Genomic DNA, 18,967 nt, shown 5'->3' with positions numbered 1-18,967 from the left:
CAATGGCCGGAGACACCACGATCACCGTGATCGGCAACCTCACCGACGACCCGGAGCTGCGCTTCACGCCGCAGGGCGCGGCCGTGGCGAAGTTCCGCGTCGCGTCAACCCCGCGGTTCTTCGACAAGGCCGCGAACGAGTGGAAAGACGGGGAGCCGCTGTTCCTCGCCTGCACCGCCTGGCGGCAGATGGCCGAGAACGTCGCCGAGTCCCTTCAGCGCGGCGCGCGGGTGATCGTGTCCGGCCGGCTGCGGCAGCGGTCGTACGAGACCCGTGAGGGCGAGAAGCGCACCGTCATCGAGCTGGAGGTCGACGAGGTCGGCCCGAGCCTGAAGCACGCCACGGCGAAGGTGCAGAAGATGTCGCGCTCCGGAGGTGCACGCGGCGGCACCGGCGACGACCCGTGGTCGCAGAGCGCTCCCCGCGGCGGCGCGGGCTTCGACGAAGAGCCCCCGTTCTGATCCGCGGTCCCCTGCCCGCCCCGCCCAACGAGGGAGCACCTGACGATGGTCATCCAGATCTCGACGTTCGACTTCACCGGCCTGCTGACCGACACCATCCCGTTCTCGTACCCGGAGGACGATCTGCCGACGCTGCACTGCGTGCGGCTGGAGTGGGACGGGAAGATGCTGCACGCCCTGTCCACCGACCTGAACCGCATCGCGATCTCCTCCTGGCACCCGCACGACGACACCGAAGCCGGCGACGACCGCGACCAGGGACGCCTGCCGGTCGACCCGTGGGGCGGCAAGGACCGGCCGTGGGCGGTGGTGCTGCCGCGACCGGACGCCGAGAAGCTGGTCCAGGTGTTCAAGCTGCCGACGAAGCGGGGCCTCACGCCGCTGGCGGTCGAGTGCGATCACGGCCACCTGAAGGTGGTCCGGCCGCGCATCGGCGGGATGCTCGCGCTGCGCGCCGACGTCGAGGGCAGCTTGGAGGAGTTCCCCGACCTGCGCCGGCAGCTCTCCGAGCACGATCGGGTGGAGGCCGTCGGGGAGATCTCCTACGCCGGCGCGAACCTGGCCGACTTCTGCTCCGCCGTGCGCCAGCGCGGCCCGCTGGAGCTGGGCTTCTCGGGCCGCACGGGCATGACCCGCATCGCCATCGGGGAGCGGTTCGTCGGCGCGGTCCGGCCCGCGTCGGTGCGTACGCCGATGGCGTCGCGGTCGGACGCCGGCGCGGCCTTCTGAGCTTCGCGAATGCATTCCAACCCCTGACCTGCGTATAGATCGCAAGCGTGTCATTTGTATAGACAATGTGCTAGCTTGCTGTCTATACAGACGGCACCGCATCGGATCGCCGAGGAGAGCATCCCCATGCAGACCATTCCCACCCTGAAGCGGCTCATCGCCGCCGGCACGCTCGCGGCGCTCGTCGCCTGCGGCACGCCGGACCCCCAACCCGCCGCCCCGCCCGCGCAGGCCGAGGACTGCGACGCCGAAGACCTGGCCAAGCGCGAAGACGACTGCGGTCGCTACGTCAACGGCGTCTTCGTCCCCTGGTCCTGGGTCAGCCGGGGCCAGCGCACCCCGCCGCGCGGCTGGACCAAGGCCAGCGAGCTGCGCACCGCCACGACCGCCGCGCCGCGGTCGACCCGGACCAGCGGCGCGACCGTGCCCCGGACGAACACCGCGCCCGCCCAGCCCAAGCCGAAGAAGCCCGCCAGCGGCGGCACCCGGAGGTCGAAGTGAGCCAGCGCGCGAAGATCGGGTTGACCCTCGGCGGCGTGATGCTGCTGCTCGCCGCGTGCGTCGGGCTGGCCCCGTACTACACCACCATCCTGTGGTGGGAGCTGCGGCCGGTCCTGCCGGCCCTGCTCGCCATCGCCGTGTTCGCGGTCATCACCGCCGGCTTCGCCCTCGTCGGCGGCGCGATGAGCAAGGGCGCCAGCGACCGCACCGCGATCGGCATGGCCGTGCTCGGCTGCTTCATCGGCAGCGCCGTCGCCCTGCTGTGGCTCGCCCACACCCTATACGACCAGGACCGCACCCTCATCGCGACCATGAAGGTCACCGGCGAGCCGGTGCCGGCCCTCTCCGGCCGCGCGCCGTACCAGGTCGGTCAGGCGCAGGCACGGCCGAACCTCGGCGACAGCACCGGCGACATCGCCGACACCACCTACGTTCCCGGCCAGGACCGGTACGCGACCCTGGTCGAGCGGCGCGGGTGGCTGTCGGGCTACGAGGTGGCGCTGACGCAGCAGATCCCGTTGCAGGGCCGGGGCGAGGCCGACAAGAAGTGCTCCTTCGACCGCGACCGGGCGGACGCCCGGATCAGCGGGAACTTCAGCCACAACCTCGGCCGGCAGATCTCCAAGAAGCAGCGGTGGGTCCGGTTCGCCAGCGAGGACGCCTACGCCTACTGCGACGGGGACACCCCGATCGTGGTGGTGCCCCTGAAGCGGCAGGTCGGCATCCTCGTCGTCACCGAGAAGCCGGCCGGGGTCGCGCTCTACAACGGCAAGACCGGCGCGGTGACCATCACCACCGACACGTCGACGGTCCCGGGCCCGTCGTACCCGCTCAGCCTCGCCGCCCAGCAGCGGGAGGCGACGGCCGGCAGCGGCTCGTTCCCCGACTGGGTGTTCAACCGCGCCGGTTGGGAGACCCCGGACGACGACACCAACTCCGGCAACGACAGCGAGTTCACCCTCGACGCCAGCGGCCAGCCCACGTACGTCACCCCGCTGACCGGACGTGGGTCGGCCACCGCGATCTCCGTGGTCACCACCGTGCCGGCCCGGCACTCCGGGCTCGGGCTCGCCCCGCTCACGGTGCACAAGCTGAACCCGGTGTGGGTGTCCCCCGGCGCGATCCTCGACAAGATCAAGGCCGACTACCAGGACATCCCGAACTGGCAGACGTTCCGCGTCTACGAGGTCGTTCCCACGGGCGGAAGCTCCTGGGTGGCCACCCTCGGCACCGGCCAGAACATCCTCTACCGGGCCACCGGCACCGGGAACCTCAAGGGCGACAAGCCGACCTGCCTGCTGCGCGCCGACGGCAGCGTCTGGCGCTGCGGCACCGTCGCCGGAGTCGCCGGCAACGGCGTCGGCACCCAGTACGGTCCGACCGGCACCCCGGGTGCGCCCGGAACGCCGAGCAGCACCGGGCCCGCGCCGAGCGGCGACCTGCGCGGCATGTCGAACGAGGAGTTCGCCGAACTGCAACGGCGCATCGCCGCCGAGTCGGCGTGCCGGATCAACCCCACCAGTTGCGGCCGGTAGGGGCACGAGATGTCGACGTGGTGGCGGCCGGCCCGACGCGCGGACCTCGGTCTGCGCGACGGTGACCTCCCGGCGGCGCCGTTCGTGGTCACCAACCGGCGCTGGTACTTCCTGCACCGGTTCCTGGCGACCGCCGGTGCCCGCCGCGTCGAGCTGATGGCCGGCCGGGACGCGTACGTCAGCGCCCGGCTGGCCAACCAGTGGGGCGACGCGATCACCGTCGCCGGCCTCGACGACTGGTTGCAGGTCGGCCGGTTCAACGGCACGGCGGTCGTGGCCGCCGGCATCGTGCACGCCTCCCGAGCAGATCAGTTCGCCGACACGTGCGAGCTGACCCCCCTGCGGGACACACCCGCGAATCAGTGGCTGCAAGCCATCGGCGTGCAGCTGTCCACCACCCCCACCGGGCTCGTCATCAGCGGCGAGCCTAAGAAGGAGAACCCAATGACCGTGAACCTCACCAAGGGCGGCAAGGTCAACCTCGACAAGGAGGCCGGCGGCGCCCTCACCCGGGTCCGGGTCGGCCTGGGCTGGGACGTCCGCAAGACCGACGGCCCGGACTACGACCTCGACGCCAGCATCATCGCCCTCAACGACGCCGGCGTGAGCATCGGCCGGGAGTGGTTCGTCTACTACGGCAACCTCAAGTCCGCCGGCGACGCGATCGTCCACCAGGGCGACGAGCTGACCGGCGCGTCGGCGGGCGACGACGAGCAGATCCTCATCGACGTGACGAAGCTCCCCGTCGAAGCCACCGACCTGCGGATCGCGGTGACGATCTACGAGGCCGGCAAGCGGGGTGGCCAGTCCTTCGGCGTGGTCGAGAACGCCTTCGTGCGCGTCATCGACGAGTCCACCGGCACCGAGCTGGCCCGGTTCGACCTCACCGAGGACGCCGACAACGGCGTCAACGCGCTGATCTTCGGCAAGCTCTACCGCCACAACGGGGCGTGGAACTTCCGCGCGCTCGGTGAGGGCTTCGCGAACGAGATCGAGGGCCTCGTCAACGCCTTCAAGATCGCCTGACCTTTCTCCTGACCGGCGGGGCCGGGCATCGGCTCGGCCCCGCCATCCCCACCCGGTTACACCTCATCCCCACATCGGAGACCACGTTGTTCGGATCGAACCGCACCAACCGCCCGGCACCCGCCCACCCCGTCAAGCTCACCAAGGACCCCGCCGGGGCTCCGGCGATCGACATCTCCAAGGTCCGCGAGGCCGGCCACATCGACCTGGCCAAGCGGGCGGACAAGGCGGGGCTCGCCCTGTCGAAGAAGGGCCTCAACGGCATCCGCGCCCAGGCGGTGCTCGTGCTCGACCACTCCGGGTCCATGCTCAACGACTACTCCAACGGCAAGGTCCAGACGCTGGTCGAGCGGGTGCTCGGGTTCAGCCTCCAGATCGACGTCGACGGCACCGTGCCCGTCATCCCCTTCGACCACCGTGTGCTGCCCACCGTCGAGGTCACCGTCGACACCTACCGCGACGTGGTCAACCGCAGCATCTGGCGCGGCATGCACGACATGGGCACCACCCGGCTGCACGAGGCGCTGCGCGTCGTCCGGGACATGGCCACCCTCACCGACACGCCGCTGTTCTGCACGATCGTCACCGACGGCAACCCGGACTCCCGGCCGGCGACCACCGATATCGTGGTCGACCTGGCCCGCTACCCCGTGTTCCTCAAGTTCGTCGCGATCCGGCAGGTCCCGTACCTCCAGGAGCTGGACGACCTGCCCGCCGGCCGGCGGCTGCTGGACAACGTCGACGCGAAGTTCTTCAACGACCCGGCTGCCGTCAGCGACCTGGAGTTCGCCGACGCGCTCGCCGACGAGTGGGACACCTGGATCGAGGCCGCGAAGCGCGCCGGCGTGGTGCGGGAGGCCTGACCACCGATGGCCAGCACCGTCCTCGATCAGCCGGCCGCGGTGCAGCCGGCGAAGGTGTCGCTGTTGCGCATCTACTGGTTCTCGCTGCTCGTCACCGCCGTGGCGTGGGGTGCCGTTGCCTTCGGCGCCGGCCTGGCCGCGATGTTCACGGCGGTCGTTCTGACGGCCCTGGAGATCACGTTCAGCTTCGACAACGCGGTGGTCAACAGCAAGCTCGTCACGCGCCTGTCGCCGTTCTGGCAGAAGCTGTTCCTGACCGTCGGGATCTTCGTGGCCGTGTTCGTCGTGCGCTTCGTGCTGCCGATCGTGATCGTGCAGCTCGCCGCCGGGCTGGGCTTCGTGGAGGTCATCGACCTCGCGGTCAGCCACCCCGAGGAGTACGCCCACCACCTCGAAGCGGCCGGCCCGATGATCGACGCGTTCGGCGGAACGTTCCTCCTGATGATCGGCATCGCCTACTTCATGGACGCCGAGAAGGACGTGCACTGGATCGGCTGGCTGGAGCGGCGGCTCGCGCCGCTCGGCAGGTTCGACAACCTGACCATCTTCGTCATGGTCATCGCCGCCATCGCCGCGTACTTCACGGTCGGAGGCACGCTCGAACAACGATCGATGGTGCTGGCCGCCGCGATCATGGGCATCGCCCTGCACGTCGGCCTGGACCTGTTCGGGACGGCGTTCGAAGGCGGCGAGGACGGCAAGGCGAAGATGACCGTCCTCGCCGGCGGGGCCGCCGCGGTGATGTTCCTCCGGCTGGAGATCCTCGACGCGAGCTTCTCCTTCGACGGAGTGATCGGTGCGTTCGCGATCACCTCGTCGGTGCTGGTCATCATGGCCGGGCTCGGCGCCGGCGCGATGTTCGTGCGGTCGATGACCGTGCACCTGGTCCGGGCCGGAACGCTGGGGAAGTACCGCTACCTGGAGCACGGCGCCCACTGGGCGATCCTGTTCCTCGGCGTCGTGATGCTGCTCAAGCTGTACGGCGTCCACCCACCGGAGTGGGTCACCGGCTCCCTGGGCCTGGTCTTCATCGGCCTGTCCGTCGCCACCAGCGTCCGCCAGCGACGCAAGGCCGAACACACCACCATCGCCGCGTAGTCGCGGCCCGACTGCACCACTGGCGCGGCCCGGCCACCACGGCGGGCCGCGCCGCCGCGATTCCCTCCCTTGATTCGCGAAGCCGATAGGAGCGTCCATGCAGACCGACCTGGCCACCGACCAGAAGACAGCCACCACTGACGCGCCTGGCCCGAACGACCTGCTGCCCTGCGGCACCGACTCCGCCCGCCGCCGACACCTCGCCCGCAACGAACAGTGCACCCTCTGTGGTGTCGAAGATGGTCGCCGGATGCCCGCTGCGGGGCCGACGGCGTGAAGCTGATCGAGAACCTGGACCCGCACGACGCGACCGCTCGCGACGGCCCCGCCGCTGCCCTGATCATCGCGCGCAAGACCGCACGGCTCGCCCAGGGCCAGCTCGGCTCCCGGCTCGGCGCTGCATGAGCCCCGGAGACCGGCTGGCCCTCGACGTCCTCTGCGCCGTCGATCATCACGTCAACGAGTGTGGTGTGCCGCCGACCGTGCGGCAGCTCGCCGTGGTGCTGCGGCGGCGCTCGTGGGCGCCCGTGCAGCGGCAGGTGAGTCGGCTGATCCGAGACAGCTTGCTGTTGCCGGTCTCGCCGGCGGGTGTTCTGCGCCCGACGCAGACGCCGTGGCGTACGCCCGGTGGCCAGGTGTGCGTGCGCCGGCCGCCGCGGCGTCGACCGGTCCGCCGCTGTTACGGGACCGGTTCACTGACGGATGTCGACGAGGTCGCGGTGGAGCGGGCCCTCGACGGGGACGGGACGCGACCGTTGAGCATCGCCGAGAAGATCGTCGCGGTACGACTCGGGGTCGCCCTGCGGTGGAACGACCGGGAGATCGCCGACCGCATCGGCGTGAGCGCTCGGCACGTTCTGCGGATCCGGCAGCAGAACGGCATCGGTAGTGGGGTCCCGCTCGGCACGAACCAGCACAGCCCTCGGCACGCCGGGTGGGGGCTGGTCGCATGACGGCCTGGACGACGAGGCGGTGGGCCGGATCCTCAGCTCGGTTCGGCCGGCGGCCGGCGTGGTGCCCTTCCCCGCGGGTCGCGGTTGACCCAGCGGACGAGGTTCAACAGCTCAGCCGACCGGTTGCTGCCGAGTCTCCTGGTGCTGACGCTGAAGTGCCGCCACTCGGGCTCGGGCAGCCGAAACGTTCCGAGGGCGTCCTTCGGTTCCTCGACGGTCGACGGCTGCTCAGCGCGCGCCGGGCGGCTGCTGGCTGCTGGTGGCGCGTCCGACGCTGTGGCCTTTCTTGTCGGTGTACGGCGAAGTCGGCGTGCGTCCGGGTCGTGGTTAAACCAGCGGACGAAGTTCAGCAGCTCGGCGGACCGGTTGCTGTCGAGGCTGTCGGCCGCGTCCCGCAAGGCGGTCCACTCATCTGTGGTGAGGCGGAAGGTGCCGAGCTGAGTCGGCGGGAGGTCCGGGTCGACCGTCGGCGTGGGGGCGCTGCGGTCGGGGCGACGCGGCGTGGTGCCGGCGGGGTGGCGGCTGGCCCAACGGGTGAAGTTGAGCAGCTCGGCGGAGCGGTCGGTGCCGAGGGCATCAGTGTTTGCGCCGAACAGCTCCCACTCGACGCGGGGCAGCTTGAACGTCCCCAGCTTGTCGCGCACGGCCCGGCTTGCTTCGGCCGGGCCTGGCTGCTGCTTTCGGCGCTCGGCCATTCTGCCGTCCTCCAAACCGTCTATACAGCGGGCAGGATACCGGATCGACGTCTGGATAGACATGAAGACCTGGCCCGGTATAGACACCCTGACTTGATCACGTCTATACGGCGTGCTAGCTTTCGTCTAGACACAGCGATGTATCTCCCCCCGGGGGAGTCAGGGAAAAACCGCCGTGAGCGGCGGAAACGAACCCGGGGAGCGGTGCCGACCTGACCGGCCGCGCCGATTCCGCCCTGACCAGCCCTAGAACCAGCACCTAGGAGAGCCTGTTGAGCACCAACCCCCGGCGGGGTGGCCTCCGCAAGCGACGCAAGGACCCCTTCGTCCAGATCGACTCGCGGACGGTCGAAGACCACCGCATCAGCTTCCGGGCCCTTGGCATCCTGGCCTTCCTCCTGAACAAGCCCGATGGGTGGGACGTGCGGTCCACCCAGATCGCCAGCCACGGCAAGGTCGGCGAGGACCATGACTCTGAGCGGGAGGGTGAGGCGGCCGTCCGCACCGCGCTGCGGGAGTTGGCAGCCGCCGGCTACTACCGGCTGGAGCGGTGCCGCCTTCTCGACGGCAAGTTCGTAATGAGTACCGCCATCTCCGAGACGCCGGTTGCCGCTTGGGCGGAGCAGTACCAGATCTTCCGAGGGGCGGCAGCCGGCGTGCCGCTGTTCGAGCAGCAGGACGGCTCCTTCCTGCTGCGCTACCCGGACGGCTCCCTGCATCCCGAGGACTTCCACGAGGCACCCGACACCGATTCGGGCATTTCCGGACAGCAGAAACCGGCGTCCGGAAATCCGGCGTCCGGGGCCCCGAGGTCCGGCCTTCCGGCCACCGGAGAGCCGACCGCCGGAGAGGGCCTGCCCTTTAAAGAGGGGTTACCTCAGAGGGGTTACACAGATTCCGATCATCCTTCGGATGACCGGCCCGGCGCCAACGGCGAGGCTGGCTCGACCGGCCCCCGGCGCACCCCTCGGGGCAAGCGGGTCAGCACCTCGAAGGGCCGGCCGGCCCAGCCGACGCTCGACGGCGAAGTACCGGAGGCCGAGGGCCGAAACCCGACGACCCACGACGAGGCGATGGGGATAGCTCGCCGGTGGATCGACTACCGCGCCGCCAACCGGACACCGGTCGGCGGCACCCACCCCCTGGTGAAGCTCGGCAACCTGATCAAGACGTACCTCGAAGTCGACTACACCGACATCGAGATCCGACACGCCCTGACGCTCTGCGACACCGGCATCCCGAGCCACCGGGAGATCGAGCGTGCCCTCGCCGAGGTCAGAGGAGCGCGGCAGGCATCCCAGCAGCGCGGCCAGCGCCGCAGCACGAACCGGCACATCGACACGACAACGCCAGAGGAACGCGACGCACGGAACCCGTTCCGCCGTGCCGCCCGCTCCAGCGACGTCGCCAACCCCATCGTGGAAGGTGCAGCATGACCGCCCCCGCCCCCTTGGACCCGCTGGCCGGGCTCACCACCGAGCAGCGCACCGACATGGAAGCCGCTGCCCGTAACTGGTCTGACGGCTCGACGGACGAACTCGCGCCTCGACGAGCCCTTCGCGCTGCCGCCGTTGACGCGCTGCGGGCAGTGGCCAGCAAGGAAGGAGCCAGCAAGCCGAGCCCGTACCTGCGTGGTGCCCTCGCTGGCCTCCCTCTCACCGACCCGGAGGTCATCGCGGCGAGCGACCGCCTCTACGCCGAGACCGACTGCGCCGAGGCGGAGGCCCGCCAGCAGTTGCAGAGCGCCAACCGGCACGCCGCCTACCTGAAGGCCCGACCGTCGAAGCACGCAAAGGCAAGCTACGACATGCTCCGGCCGCAGCAGAACCCGCGCGGCCTGGTGTCAGCCTGGTGGGACCGTGGCCCTCGGGTGCTGGTGCTCGCCGGATCGTCGCGGACCGGAAAGAGCACGGCGGCATACGCCATCTGCAACCACGCCCACTCCGAGCGGGCATGGGTCGTGTCCATCACCGCCGTGGCGCTGAACGAGGCATGCCGGCCGGCCGACCGGGACCGGGACGTACCAGCGAGCCAGCACGTGCCGTCGCGGCGCGACCCGGATGCCTTCCAGCGAGCCGCGATGTGCGACCTGCTGCTGCTGGACGACCTGGGCCGCGAAAACGTCAGCGACTGGTGGCGGTCCCAGGTCCAGGAACTGCTCGACATCCGGGACCGGGAGCAGCGGCGCTCGATCGTCACCGCGAACACCTCGACCGATCCGGGCCTGGCCTACAACGAACTGCTCGACCGGTACGACGACCCGGTCGTGGAACGGCTCTTCGACGGCGGCGGCATCGTCATGTTCGACGGGCCGCCCATCCGCAACCTCGTCACCGACTGGTGACCTCTGACAACCCCGTAAAAGGAGGAATCGGGATGGACCGCAGTCAGATCCTGCAACGGACCCCCGGGCTCACCGCTCGTAAGCTCGACACCTGGACCACCGGTGGCCTGCTGCGGCCCACTGCCGGATCCCGTGGAACCGGCAACCGGCGAGATTGGCCAGCAACCGAGCTGCCCGTCATCGAGGCGATGGTGCGCCTCACTGCGATCGGCATCCCGCCGAAACTCGCCGAGCAGCTCGCCCGGTCCGGCGGCGAGCCGGTCCAGGTCGGCGGGGTCACCGTCCACGTCGACCTGACCGCCCCAGCGAACCAGGCGGCTGCCTGACCCGTGCAGCCGCTGCCCCTGATGCCGACCCCGGCCGCGCCCCGTGAGGTGCGCTGCCGGGGGTGCGATCGGCCGCTCAGCGACCCGGAGTCGCGGGCGCGCGGCTACGGACCTGAATGCGCGAAGGACGCGGGGCTCCTACCCACCCGGGCAGCAGGCCACAGCCCTGCGCCCGAGCAGCCCACGTTGGCCCTGACTCTCCCCGGAGGAGCACCGATGCCCGGACCCATCCCCCACGTCCCAGCGGGCCCGGCGGCGGCGACATCCGGACAGAGTCGGGCCGCCTGGTTGCAGGACCTCGCCAGCGAGGTCCGGGAAGTACAGGGCAGCGAGGTGACGATCGAGGGCCAGCAGTACGTCATCACCACCGACCGCCGCATCGTTGAGTGGCTCGCCACCTACGCGCACTGCCCCACGGACCCGGGTAACGGCGCTGCGGGCGAGGTCTGCGTCTGCGGCTGGACGCCCGACAGCGACGGCCCCGACCCGGACGACGAACTGCGAACGCACGTCGACACCGAGCGGGCGGACTTCGTCACCCGCGCGCTCGTTCGGAAAGGGCTGGTGCCGGCATGACCCGCCCCGAGGCGCTCGCCGACTTCATCCGCTACATGGTGCCGCTGCTGATCCGCAACGGCCGCAACCGCTCCGCCCGCGCGGCCCTGCTCGCCGCCGCGATCCGAAAGAGGAACCGATGACGCAGTCCTGGTACACCGTCACCGTCGTCAGGCACGAGAAGCACCCCCGCGACTACGTCGAAGGGGACGCCACCAAGCCGATCGAGGTGGTCTCGTGCACCGTTCTACCGGCCCTGGCCGCCGGCGTGTTGCGTCTCGCCGCCGACGAGATCGCCCCGCCGAAGTCGGTCATGCGGGGAAGGTCGGAGCCGTGAGCAACGCCCCAGAACCGGCCAGCGGTGCCCGCCCCGCCCCGGACGTAGAGCAGCATGTCGAACCGCCGTCGTTGTGCGGTGCGCGCTGCCCGCTGATGTGGGAGCTGGGCGGCATCTGCCTGTGCATCGAGGCGGCCGGCCACGTCGAACGGCAAGACGGCACGTTCGGCACCGACCACCTCTGCTCGTGCGGCACCTTCTTCCCCGACGAGGTGGCTCGCAGTGCCTGACCGGCCCAACTACAACCGGGGCGGCTACCTGCCCACCTCGCTCGTGCCGATCCGGCTGCATCCCGACGAGTGCGTCGTGCGCGCCGACAAGCGGCCGTGGCGATGCGTCCGGGCGGACCATCAGGGCCGTCCCTGCCACACCGAAGTCGAGGCGGAGGAGGAGCGCTGATGGACTCGACGCAGCACGACAACAGCATGCCCACCAGACAGGTCCTCCTGGCTTGGGTGAGCACCCACTCCACCGAGGTCGTCCACCTCACCCCCCAGCAAGCGGAGCTGCTCGCGCGCGTATTCGAGCTGGACCGGCACGCGCGCGGGGCCGCAGGGGCGATGCGCCGACTCCACGACCAACTCACCCGCGCGCAGAGCCGCCGCCAGTACGCCGAGTTCGTGGCGCTGATCCGGCGCTTCAGTGAAGAGCAGGAGCATCCGGAGCAGCCGCCCACCGACCCGATGCAGCGGGCACTGTGGCTACGGCGCAACCGCAACACCGGCCCAGCACCGCGCCGTCGCGCGCCGAAGACGATCCAGCCCCGGGGCGCGCGGTGAAACCGCGTCCACCGGTGAGGCCTCGCCAGACGCGCCGGTGCCGGGCAGGCCGATGGCTCCGCGACTCGACCGCAGTTACTTTCGAGCTGATCATGCGGGTCCTGGACGACCTGATCCCCTGACCACCAGCCTGCGCGCCGGCAGAAACGGAGACGGGCCCGGACTGACATCCGGGCCCATCGCTCCCCCCTGCGATCTCCCGCCCCCAGCGGTTGATCTCCAGCAACAGTAACCGCGGATCAGCGGGAACGGAGATCATCCGAATGACCGACGACTGTGTTCTGTGCCGCGTCTACCGCCCTGACGCTGCACCACGCCGGCCCCACCGCATGCCCGTCGACGATGCCTGCCGCCACCGCCTTGACCGGCACCTCGACGACATCGACGAGATGACGGACGCGCTGCTGAACATCGACCTCACCGAGCCGATCGATCGGCGGACGGGTGATCCTCTCGCCGCGCTCGGCGGCGCCGGGCCAGTCCGGGCCCGGTCCCGTCAGCCGTTGGTGTCCGGCAGCCGCGAGCGGACCCTGCCGATCGACGAAGACCTGGTCGACTTGCTCGCGCCAGCGCGGGCCGGCACGATTCGCGACACCCTCGTACCCAAGACGACCACCGAGCGCGTCATCGTCCGCAGCCGAGAGGTCGTGGTCGACGCCGGCGGCACGCACATCCGCGAGGTCGAGCACGCCGTGAACATCGCCCGGCCAGTCCTCGACCCCGGCGGCAACCCGATCCTGGTCGCCGCCGGCGACCAGATCGGCTACTTGTCGGCCGCCACCGTGCTGGACGAGATCGTCCGGGACTGGCGCGACACTCTGTGGCCCGACCAGCGACTCCCGGCCGCGGCCGTCCCCCATCTCGTGGTCTGGATGCGCAACCGCGCCGACGAGGCATGCGACCGACACCCCGGCATCGCCGACAACGCTCAGGACATCCGCGAGCTGCGTTCCGCGCTGCGCCGCGCGCTCGGCGAGACCGAACCCCTGCCCCGGGCGATCCTGGGCTCACTGTGCAAGACGGAGGGCTGCGACGAGGTCTCCCAGCTCATGCGCCATGACGGCAGCTCGTACATCGAGTGTGACGTGTGTGGCCGCCTCTACACCGAGGCCGAATACCACGACTGGACTGCTCGCCTCGCCCGAGCTGTCCAGACGAAGACCACCGCTTCCGCCGCCTGAAGGAGAACCGTGCTTACCGCCCACCCCCACGTCCAGCTCATCGCATGGACCCACTTCAGCCCGCCCGATGACGTGCCCTGGTCGACCGACGCCGATGGTGGGCAGGCGCTCGCCGAGTTCGCCGGCCGGGCCTGCTACCAGAGCTGGAAGAAGCCGAACCCGGTCACCGCGACGAACGCCGGCTACCTGGCGCACATCCTGGAGGTGGGTCACCTGTCCGTGCTGGAGCACGGCTCGGTGAGCTTCTACTTCAGCGGCGTCTCCCGGTCGTTCACGCACGAGCTGATCCGGCACCGGCACTTCTCCTACTCGCAGCTCTCCCAGCGCTACGTGCCCGAGCGGGACGCCGCCATGGTCGAGCCGGCGGTGATCGCCGAGGACCCGGAGCTGCACAAGAAGTTCGTCGAGGCGTCCGAGGCGGCGGTGCGCGCGTACACCGATCTGCTGGAGGGGTTGGAGGCCCGCTTCACCGACGAGCCCAACCCGACGCTGCGTCGCAAGCAGGCCCGGCAGGCGGCCCGGGCCGTGTTGCCGAACGCGACCGAGACCCGGATCGTGGTGACCGGGAACTACCGGGCGTGGCGGCACTTCGTGAAGATGCGCGCCACCGAGCACGCCGACGTGGAGATCCGCGAGCTGGCCGTGGAGTGCCTGCGGCAGCTCTCCCGGGTCGCGCCGAACGTCTTCGCCGACTTCGTGATCTCGACGCTGCCGGACAGCACCGAGGTCGCCTCGACCCCGCACGCCGAGTGAGCACCGATGCTGCTATCTGACCGTGACCTGATGGCCGAGATCAAGGCGGGCGCGCTCGCGCTGGAGCCGTTCGAGCCCACGCTGGTGCAGCCGTCCTCGATCGACGTGCGCCTGGACCGGCTGTTCCGGGTCTTCAACAACCACCTGTACACGCACATCGACCCGTCGGTGCAGCAGGACGACCTGACCTCGATGGTGGAGGTGCCGGAAGGTCAGCCGTTCGTGCTGCATCCGGGCGAGTTCGTGCTGGCATCCACGCTCGAAGTCATCACCCTCGCCCACACGCTCGCCGGCAGGCTGGAAGGCAAGTCGAGCCTGGGCCGGCTCGGCCTGCTGACCCACTCCACCGCCGGGTTCATCGACCCCGGCTTCTCCGGGCACATCACTCTCGAACTGTCGAACGTGGCGAACCTGCCGATAACGCTCTGGCCGGGCATGAAGATCGGTCAGCTGTGCATCTTCCGGCTGTCCTCGCCGTCCGAGCACCCGTACGGCTCCGCTGTGTACGGCTCGCGCTACCAGGGGCAGCGCGGCCCCACCCCGTCTCGCGCCTGGCAGCACTGGCGCACCTGGCCGACGGAGAGTGACACGGCATGAGCCCGTGGGACACGCCGTTCACGCCCAGCAACTTCAAGGTGATCGTGCTGGACGAGGTGCGCAGCCAGATCAGCGAGGACCTCGGCCCGTACGCCGCCGGCCGGACGGAGCTGGTCGAGCAGATCGACGGCATGCGGATGACGTTGTCGATGAGCGTGCTCGCCGAGCAGTTGCCCACCGAGCGGGTACGCGGGCACCGTCGGGAGGTCATCCAGACCGCCCGGTTCGCGACCTGGTGGGACCACTGGAAAGCCACCTACCGCGGCCGGTGGTGGATGCGCTGGCGCCGGTGGTCGGTACGGCAACTTGTCGACGAGCACGAGCTGGAGGCCACCGCGGTGGTGGACCTCCGGCGGTACTGGACGTACCCGCGCGCAGCGGTGCCCGTCCCGCAGCTCGGCGACCCGGTCAAGGTGATGCTCCACGAGTCGGTGAAGGAGCCGGCGGCTCCGCCCGTCACCCGGTTCCTGCGCGAGTAGAGCTCGATCGGGTGGGCGCTGGCCGCGCCCGCACCCACCGGGGGTTCGGTCGGGGGCGGTCTCTTCACAGGGGCCGCCCCCGAGCCGATCTCGCGGCCGGGGCGACTGTCCGGCCGGCCGGCTATACTGGAGGCATCGGTGGCGCTGCGCCACCCGTTCCTCCTGTTGCCCGTGGCCCACGCCCCAGCGCGACATCGAGAGACAAGGGCTCGCAAGGCTCGTCGCAGACCAAGAATCACCAACGACGGGTGTACCTCTATTCGCCCGGCGGTGGTTGCGTGGGCGCTACCCCGGGAGGGATGGACACCGTCATGAGCAAAAACCCCAAGGCAAGTCGGCTCGCGGCCACATACAGGCTCCGGTACGCGGAAGCGTTGGCCGTCATCCGCGAGGATTCCGGGCTCGCCCACGCGATGGCCACCAAGCGGGGAATCTCGCTCGCCGAGGCTGAGCGCCAGATCCACAAGCAGTACGCCGAGGCACGAGAGCGCGCCGACCGCGATGAGGTCTCGTTCCGCACAGCGCTGGCCGAGGTCCGCTCGGAGCTGGAGATCAGCCACGAGGTCGACGAGCTGACCAACACCACGCCGTCGATGGAGGAGCTGTTACGCGAAATGCTCCCTCAGACCTGCGACGGGTTGGTGGGCGAGCAGATCGAAGTGCCGGGCGAGGACAACTACCATGTTCCGGGCCTGGACTTCGCCGAGGTCGAACTCCCACGGAACGTCGACGAGATCTCTCTCAGCGCGGTCGACCTTGACCTGGACACCCTGGTCTGGACGCCCGCCGAGCGCTACGAGGACGGCACTCAGGTCGGCACCGCCGAGGTCAACGCCCATGTGACGTTGGACGGCTTCATGGCCAAGTACGACACGTACGGCGATCACGACGTGGAGATCTGGACCTTCGACTGGAACGACCACATGTCCTACGTTGGCTTCGGACGCGATGTCGTCCTGGAGTTCCAGGTGACCGCGCCGGTGACGGGGGCGATCGACAATCTCGCACTGGTCGGTGCCCGTGAGACGCGCCGGCTGCTGGGCCCGCACCACCTTTCGACGTAGCGCGGCCGGGAAACACAGAAAGAGGCCGCTGCGTCCACCCGCTCGAAGGCGGGTGGACGCAGCGGCCTCTTTGCGGGTTTGTCAGACTCGGTTCTTGACCGTGGTGCGGACACCGTTGTCGGTGGCGACGGCGTCGCAGGTCAGGCCGAACGAGGTGGGCGTCTGGCCCAGAATCGGCGTGGTCATGGTGACGTTGACCGAGCCGTTGACCGACCATCCCTCGTCGGTCTCCCAGACGTCCTGGAGGTCGACCCCCGTCACCGAGTTCAGCACCCCGAGATCGCTGCCGTTCAGATTCGAGGTGCGCCGGTGCGCCTCGCGCTCCAGCGCGGTGCGGCACTCCCGCTCGGCCTGCTCCCGCGTCAGGCCGTCGCGGTCCCCGACGAAGTAGAGCGTGCCGCCGATGGCGATGGCGACGAGCAGGAGAGCGCCGAACACGGCGGCCAGGATGATCGGCAGCTTGCTCTTCGTCGGCGTCGGCGTGGGCTCCAGCGGAGGTGCTTCGGCGGGGGGCGGAACTGCGGGAGGGTCAGGGAAGTCGGCGGGGGGCGGAGTGGTCATGCGGGGCACCGTACCCGCCGGCATCAACCGCCTTCTACTCGAAGAACAGTCGTATTCCGGTCATTCGTGCAGCGCGGTGTCCTCCGCCGGAACGGCGACGTTCGCACCGATCGGCCCGGGGCCGGCGGCCGGTGTGGGCGCCGTGATCTGGGTCCGCTCGAACATGCCGAGGACGACCCCGACGAAGGACAGCAGGATGGCCTGCTTCTCCGCGCTCAGGTCGAGGCCGAAGCCGACCGCCGCCGCGAGCGCCGCCTGGGCGAATCCGAGCAGAGCCGCCACCTGGCCGTCGCGGCGGGCCATGAACGCCACCGCGACGCCGACGGCCGCCGCCGCTACGGTGTTGAGGACCGCCTGCTGATCGGCGGTCAGGTTGATGAAGAACGCGGCGATCAGCTTGATCGCCGCGGCGATGACCGCGAGGAAGATCGCGGGGTCGCGACCGAAGATCCTGGGCACGGTGCTCCTTGTCGATGAGGGTTGAGGCGGGGCGGGGCGGGTCGCGTTAGGGTCAGGCTCGTTCGGGCCAGTGCCAGGTGCCGCCGTTGTACGAGGGCGTCTTGGGGGCACCGGGGGTGGCGGACGGGTCGCCGTCGTGGCGTTCGCAGCCGCCGCTGGCGAGGGGGTGGAAGAAGAGACCACCCGGGTTGAGCACGGCCAACCCGACGGTGTCGCCGTTGACCTCGGTGACGACGGCGGCGCGGCATTCGCTCTTGTACTCACCACCCGGGGTGCCGTAGCTGACGTAGTGGACGATGCGGCCGACGGTCGGGGTCATGGGTTCCTCTCGACGTACGTTGGTGGCGTGGACGTGGAGCGCGGCGAGCCGATCCGGACGTGGGAGCACCCCGGGCTGCGCCGGGTCCAGCGGTGGCGGTGGGGGCACGCGTCGGGATCGGACTGCGTGCACATCGAGGTCGGCGAGCTGCCGGACGGCCGGTGGTACGCCGACCGCGCGGGCGTGGCCCGCGCCTACCCGGATGAGGCGGACGCCCGGACGGTGGCCGGCAACCTGATGGCTGACCGCGATGGATGGCGGGAGGTCCCCGCAGTGCTCGGCCCCGACCAGCAGCCCCAACAGCCGGGGTGGGTCCGCCGCGGCGGCGAGTGGTTCCGGGACGGCGGCTAGGCCATCTGGCTGTCGCGCCAGGCCTTCGACTCCAGCGGGTAGCTGCTGATCTCGTACTCGGCCCAGTTGTTCCAGTAGGCGACCGCGTCCACGTCGGGCTGCTGGCGCAGCCACGTGACGTGCTCGCGGATCGCGGTGGCCCGGCCGGCGCCGGTGGTGTCGGAGACGGTCCGGGTCAGGCCGTACTCGGGAACGAGCAGCCGGACTCCGGGCAGCGCCGCGCGGACCTTGCCGAAGGCGACGCCGAACATGCGGTCCGGGCCCCAGTAGGTGGCGGTGTCACGCGAGTAGCAGTCGATGCCGTAGTGCGTGGCACCCGGGTACCACCAGTCGGTGGGGTTGCCGCGGCCCTCGTCCAGCCAGTAGCGGGTGACGATCGGGCCGTGGCCGAGCACCAACTGCCGGTTGCGGTGCGCGGCGACGATCTTCGACACACGGGCGGCGGTCACCCGATACGTCGCCGGCGCGACGTCGCCCATGGGCTCGTGGTACCAGGTCAGGTACACCGGTCGCGTCAGCGCGTCGAGCCAGCCGGTGAGCTGCTCGACGTTGTCCTTCCAACTGACGTGCACCGCGCAGTCCGCGGGGGCGGCCATCTTGCCCGAGCCGTGGGCGGGCAGCTCGGGGAGCTTGTCCCGGTCGGTGTCCTTGCCGAAGTCGCGCATGTAGCGCACGCGCGGGTACGTGGTCAGCATCTTCTCGGTCGGCTTGCCGGGTGCGGTGGACATGCCGACGCGGGGAGCGTGAAGGGCGAAGCCGACGCGGGCCGGCAAGGAGGTCTCCCCCGTCGCCTTGTTGCGCAGGCTGACGACGAGTTCCATCTGCGCCGACTCGGTGCCGGTGGTGGCGATCGAGGCGACGATCGTCTCGCCGGGCGGGTAGACGGTCTTGTTGAGGGAGGTGGAGGTGATCACGGGCGCGGCCATAGGGCCTCCAGGAGTCAAGAAGAACGGCCCGCGCCGTGTGCGGCCGGGCCGAAGAGAGAGAGGTTTGCGCCGGCC

30 protein-coding genes and 1 pseudogene are annotated in these 18,967 nt (G+C 70.2%); 26 read left to right on the top strand and 5 right to left on the bottom strand.

What is annotated here, in order from left to right:
• Positions 1 to 2 precede the first annotated feature (2 nt).
• The 10 genes from ACLQ2W_RS06295 to ACLQ2W_RS06250 all read left to right on the top strand — a co-directional run bounded on the left by ACLQ2W_RS06295 (position 3) and on the right by ACLQ2W_RS06250 (position 7,166).
• Positions 3 to 461: a single-stranded DNA-binding protein gene (locus tag ACLQ2W_RS06295; protein ID WP_425785596.1), complete on the top strand. Its 459-nt coding sequence runs from the start codon at positions 3 to 5 to the stop codon at positions 459 to 461.
• 45 nt (positions 462 to 506) lie between these two features.
• Complete coding sequence (locus ACLQ2W_RS06290) at positions 507 to 1,190, top strand: hypothetical protein (RefSeq protein WP_425785595.1); 684 nt, start codon at positions 507 to 509, stop codon at positions 1,188 to 1,190.
• A gap of 126 nt (positions 1,191 to 1,316) precedes the next feature.
• Positions 1,317 to 1,691 carry a hypothetical protein gene (locus ACLQ2W_RS06285; protein WP_425785594.1) on the top strand — a complete coding sequence of 125 codons (375 nt, stop codon included), beginning with the start codon at positions 1,317 to 1,319 and terminating at the stop codon, positions 1,689 to 1,691.
• On the top strand, positions 1,688 to 3,226 hold the full coding sequence (locus ACLQ2W_RS06280; protein WP_425785593.1) for a hypothetical protein: 1,539 nt from the start codon (positions 1,688 to 1,690) through the stop codon (positions 3,224 to 3,226). Before ACLQ2W_RS06285 ends, ACLQ2W_RS06280 begins: the two co-directional genes overlap by 4 nt.
• A 9-nt stretch (positions 3,227 to 3,235) precedes the next feature.
• Positions 3,236 to 4,252 carry a TerD family protein gene (locus ACLQ2W_RS06275; protein ID WP_425785592.1) on the top strand — a complete coding sequence of 339 codons (1,017 nt, stop codon included), beginning with the start codon at positions 3,236 to 3,238 and terminating at the stop codon, positions 4,250 to 4,252.
• 86 nt (positions 4,253 to 4,338) lie between these two features.
• Entirely contained in the window at positions 4,339 to 5,115 is a 777-nt protein-coding gene (locus ACLQ2W_RS06270) for a VWA domain-containing protein (RefSeq protein WP_425785591.1), read from the top strand.
• Positions 5,116 to 5,121: 6 nt separating this feature from the next.
• The gene (locus ACLQ2W_RS06265; RefSeq protein WP_425785590.1) at positions 5,122 to 6,213 is read left to right on the top strand and encodes a DUF475 domain-containing protein; all 1,092 of its coding nucleotides are present in this window, start codon (positions 5,122 to 5,124) and stop codon (positions 6,211 to 6,213) included.
• Positions 6,214 to 6,310: 97 nt separating this feature from the next.
• Positions 6,311 to 6,490, top strand: coding sequence for a hypothetical protein (locus ACLQ2W_RS06260; RefSeq protein ID WP_425785589.1), 180 nt, complete (start codon positions 6,311 to 6,313; stop codon positions 6,488 to 6,490).
• Complete coding sequence (locus ACLQ2W_RS06255) at positions 6,487 to 6,618, top strand: hypothetical protein (RefSeq protein ID WP_425785588.1); 132 nt, start codon at positions 6,487 to 6,489, stop codon at positions 6,616 to 6,618. The genes ACLQ2W_RS06260 and ACLQ2W_RS06255 overlap by 4 nt, the downstream gene beginning before the upstream one ends.
• Positions 6,615 to 7,166 carry a hypothetical protein gene (locus ACLQ2W_RS06250; protein WP_425785587.1) on the top strand — a complete coding sequence of 184 codons (552 nt, stop codon included), beginning with the start codon at positions 6,615 to 6,617 and terminating at the stop codon, positions 7,164 to 7,166. Before ACLQ2W_RS06255 ends, ACLQ2W_RS06250 begins: the two co-directional genes overlap by 4 nt.
• 32 nt (positions 7,167 to 7,198) lie before the next feature.
• Here the strand turns inward: ACLQ2W_RS06250 and ACLQ2W_RS06245 are convergent, their stop codons facing one another.
• Positions 7,199 to 7,861: a hypothetical protein gene (locus tag ACLQ2W_RS06245; RefSeq protein WP_425785586.1), complete on the bottom strand. Its 663-nt coding sequence runs from the start codon at positions 7,859 to 7,861 to the stop codon at positions 7,199 to 7,201.
• Between the two features lie 272 nt (positions 7,862 to 8,133).
• On the opposite strand from ACLQ2W_RS06245, the gene ACLQ2W_RS06240 reads away from it, so the two are divergent.
• From ACLQ2W_RS06240 to ACLQ2W_RS06170, 15 genes and pseudogenes are all read left to right on the top strand, one after another.
• Positions 8,134 to 9,297, top strand: coding sequence for a hypothetical protein (locus ACLQ2W_RS06240; RefSeq protein WP_425785585.1), 1,164 nt, complete (start codon positions 8,134 to 8,136; stop codon positions 9,295 to 9,297).
• The gene (locus tag ACLQ2W_RS06235; protein ID WP_425785584.1) at positions 9,294 to 10,205 is read left to right on the top strand and encodes an ATP-binding protein; all 912 of its coding nucleotides are present in this window, start codon (positions 9,294 to 9,296) and stop codon (positions 10,203 to 10,205) included. The genes ACLQ2W_RS06240 and ACLQ2W_RS06235 overlap by 4 nt, the downstream gene beginning before the upstream one ends.
• A gap of 32 nt (positions 10,206 to 10,237) precedes the next feature.
• Complete coding sequence (locus ACLQ2W_RS06230; RefSeq protein ID WP_425785583.1) at positions 10,238 to 10,531, top strand: hypothetical protein; 294 nt, start codon at positions 10,238 to 10,240, stop codon at positions 10,529 to 10,531.
• Positions 10,532 to 10,552: 21 nt separating this feature from the next.
• Positions 10,553 to 10,648 (top strand): annotated as a pseudogene (locus tag ACLQ2W_RS06225) (DUF6011 domain-containing protein); the annotation flags it as partial.
• Positions 10,649 to 10,747: 99 nt separating this feature from the next.
• Positions 10,748 to 11,107 (top strand): hypothetical protein, encoded by a 360-nt coding sequence (locus tag ACLQ2W_RS06220; RefSeq protein ID WP_425786043.1) that lies wholly within the window; start codon positions 10,748 to 10,750, stop codon positions 11,105 to 11,107.
• Positions 11,104 to 11,229, top strand: coding sequence for a hypothetical protein (locus ACLQ2W_RS06215; protein WP_425785582.1), 126 nt, complete (start codon positions 11,104 to 11,106; stop codon positions 11,227 to 11,229). The genes ACLQ2W_RS06220 and ACLQ2W_RS06215 overlap by 4 nt, the downstream gene beginning before the upstream one ends.
• On the top strand, positions 11,226 to 11,423 hold the full coding sequence (locus tag ACLQ2W_RS06210) for a hypothetical protein (RefSeq protein ID WP_425785581.1): 198 nt from the start codon (positions 11,226 to 11,228) through the stop codon (positions 11,421 to 11,423). The genes ACLQ2W_RS06215 and ACLQ2W_RS06210 overlap by 4 nt, the downstream gene beginning before the upstream one ends.
• On the top strand, positions 11,420 to 11,653 hold the full coding sequence (locus ACLQ2W_RS06205; RefSeq protein ID WP_425785580.1) for a hypothetical protein: 234 nt from the start codon (positions 11,420 to 11,422) through the stop codon (positions 11,651 to 11,653). Before ACLQ2W_RS06210 ends, ACLQ2W_RS06205 begins: the two co-directional genes overlap by 4 nt.
• The gene (locus ACLQ2W_RS06200) at positions 11,646 to 11,822 is read left to right on the top strand and encodes a hypothetical protein (RefSeq protein ID WP_425785579.1); all 177 of its coding nucleotides are present in this window, start codon (positions 11,646 to 11,648) and stop codon (positions 11,820 to 11,822) included. Before ACLQ2W_RS06205 ends, ACLQ2W_RS06200 begins: the two co-directional genes overlap by 8 nt.
• Positions 11,822 to 12,202 carry a hypothetical protein gene (locus ACLQ2W_RS06195; protein ID WP_425785578.1) on the top strand — a complete coding sequence of 127 codons (381 nt, stop codon included), beginning with the start codon at positions 11,822 to 11,824 and terminating at the stop codon, positions 12,200 to 12,202. The genes ACLQ2W_RS06200 and ACLQ2W_RS06195 overlap by 1 nt, the downstream gene beginning before the upstream one ends.
• A gap of 212 nt (positions 12,203 to 12,414) precedes the next feature.
• Positions 12,415 to 13,383, top strand: a complete 969-nt coding sequence (locus ACLQ2W_RS06190; protein WP_425785577.1) for a hypothetical protein — start codon at positions 12,415 to 12,417, stop codon at positions 13,381 to 13,383.
• Between the two features lie 9 nt (positions 13,384 to 13,392).
• A complete protein-coding gene (gene thyX, locus ACLQ2W_RS06185; RefSeq protein ID WP_425785576.1) occupies positions 13,393 to 14,136 on the top strand; it encodes an FAD-dependent thymidylate synthase in 744 nt (247 codons plus the stop codon).
• Between the two features lie 6 nt (positions 14,137 to 14,142).
• Positions 14,143 to 14,733: a dCTP deaminase gene (gene dcd, locus ACLQ2W_RS06180; protein WP_425785575.1), complete on the top strand. Its 591-nt coding sequence runs from the start codon at positions 14,143 to 14,145 to the stop codon at positions 14,731 to 14,733.
• A complete protein-coding gene (locus ACLQ2W_RS06175) occupies positions 14,730 to 15,212 on the top strand; it encodes a hypothetical protein (RefSeq protein ID WP_425785574.1) in 483 nt (160 codons plus the stop codon). The genes dcd and ACLQ2W_RS06175 overlap by 4 nt, the downstream gene beginning before the upstream one ends.
• 299 nt (positions 15,213 to 15,511) lie before the next feature.
• Complete coding sequence (locus ACLQ2W_RS06170; RefSeq protein WP_425785573.1) at positions 15,512 to 16,276, top strand: hypothetical protein; 765 nt, start codon at positions 15,512 to 15,514, stop codon at positions 16,274 to 16,276.
• A gap of 81 nt (positions 16,277 to 16,357) precedes the next feature.
• Here ACLQ2W_RS06170 and ACLQ2W_RS06165 read toward each other — a convergent pair whose 3' ends face one another.
• The 3 genes from ACLQ2W_RS06165 to ACLQ2W_RS06155 are packed head-to-tail and all read right to left on the bottom strand — an operon-like array spanning position 16,358 to position 17,615.
• Positions 16,358 to 16,837: a hypothetical protein gene (locus ACLQ2W_RS06165; protein WP_425785572.1), complete on the bottom strand. Its 480-nt coding sequence runs from the start codon at positions 16,835 to 16,837 to the stop codon at positions 16,358 to 16,360.
• A gap of 60 nt (positions 16,838 to 16,897) precedes the next feature.
• Positions 16,898 to 17,296, bottom strand: a complete 399-nt coding sequence (locus ACLQ2W_RS06160) for a hypothetical protein (protein ID WP_425785571.1) — start codon at positions 17,294 to 17,296, stop codon at positions 16,898 to 16,900.
• Between the two features lie 52 nt (positions 17,297 to 17,348).
• A complete protein-coding gene (locus ACLQ2W_RS06155; RefSeq protein ID WP_425785570.1) occupies positions 17,349 to 17,615 on the bottom strand; it encodes a hypothetical protein in 267 nt (88 codons plus the stop codon).
• Between the two features lie 27 nt (positions 17,616 to 17,642).
• Between ACLQ2W_RS06155 and ACLQ2W_RS06150 the strand changes: the two genes are divergently transcribed.
• Complete coding sequence (locus tag ACLQ2W_RS06150) at positions 17,643 to 17,966, top strand: hypothetical protein (RefSeq protein WP_425785569.1); 324 nt, start codon at positions 17,643 to 17,645, stop codon at positions 17,964 to 17,966.
• Here the strand turns inward: ACLQ2W_RS06150 and ACLQ2W_RS06145 are convergent.
• A complete protein-coding gene (locus tag ACLQ2W_RS06145) occupies positions 17,963 to 18,892 on the bottom strand; it encodes a hypothetical protein (protein WP_425785568.1) in 930 nt (309 codons plus the stop codon). The two genes, ACLQ2W_RS06150 and ACLQ2W_RS06145, sit on opposite strands and share 4 nt — an antisense overlap.
• Between the last annotated feature and the right edge of the window lie 75 nt (positions 18,893 to 18,967).

Source organism: Micromonospora sp. DT227, assembly GCF_049841835.1.
GTDB lineage: Bacteria > Actinomycetota > Actinomycetes > Mycobacteriales > Micromonosporaceae > Micromonospora.
Note: the sequence above shows the minus strand (reverse complement) of the source record. Positions and strands in the feature narration are given on the sequence as shown.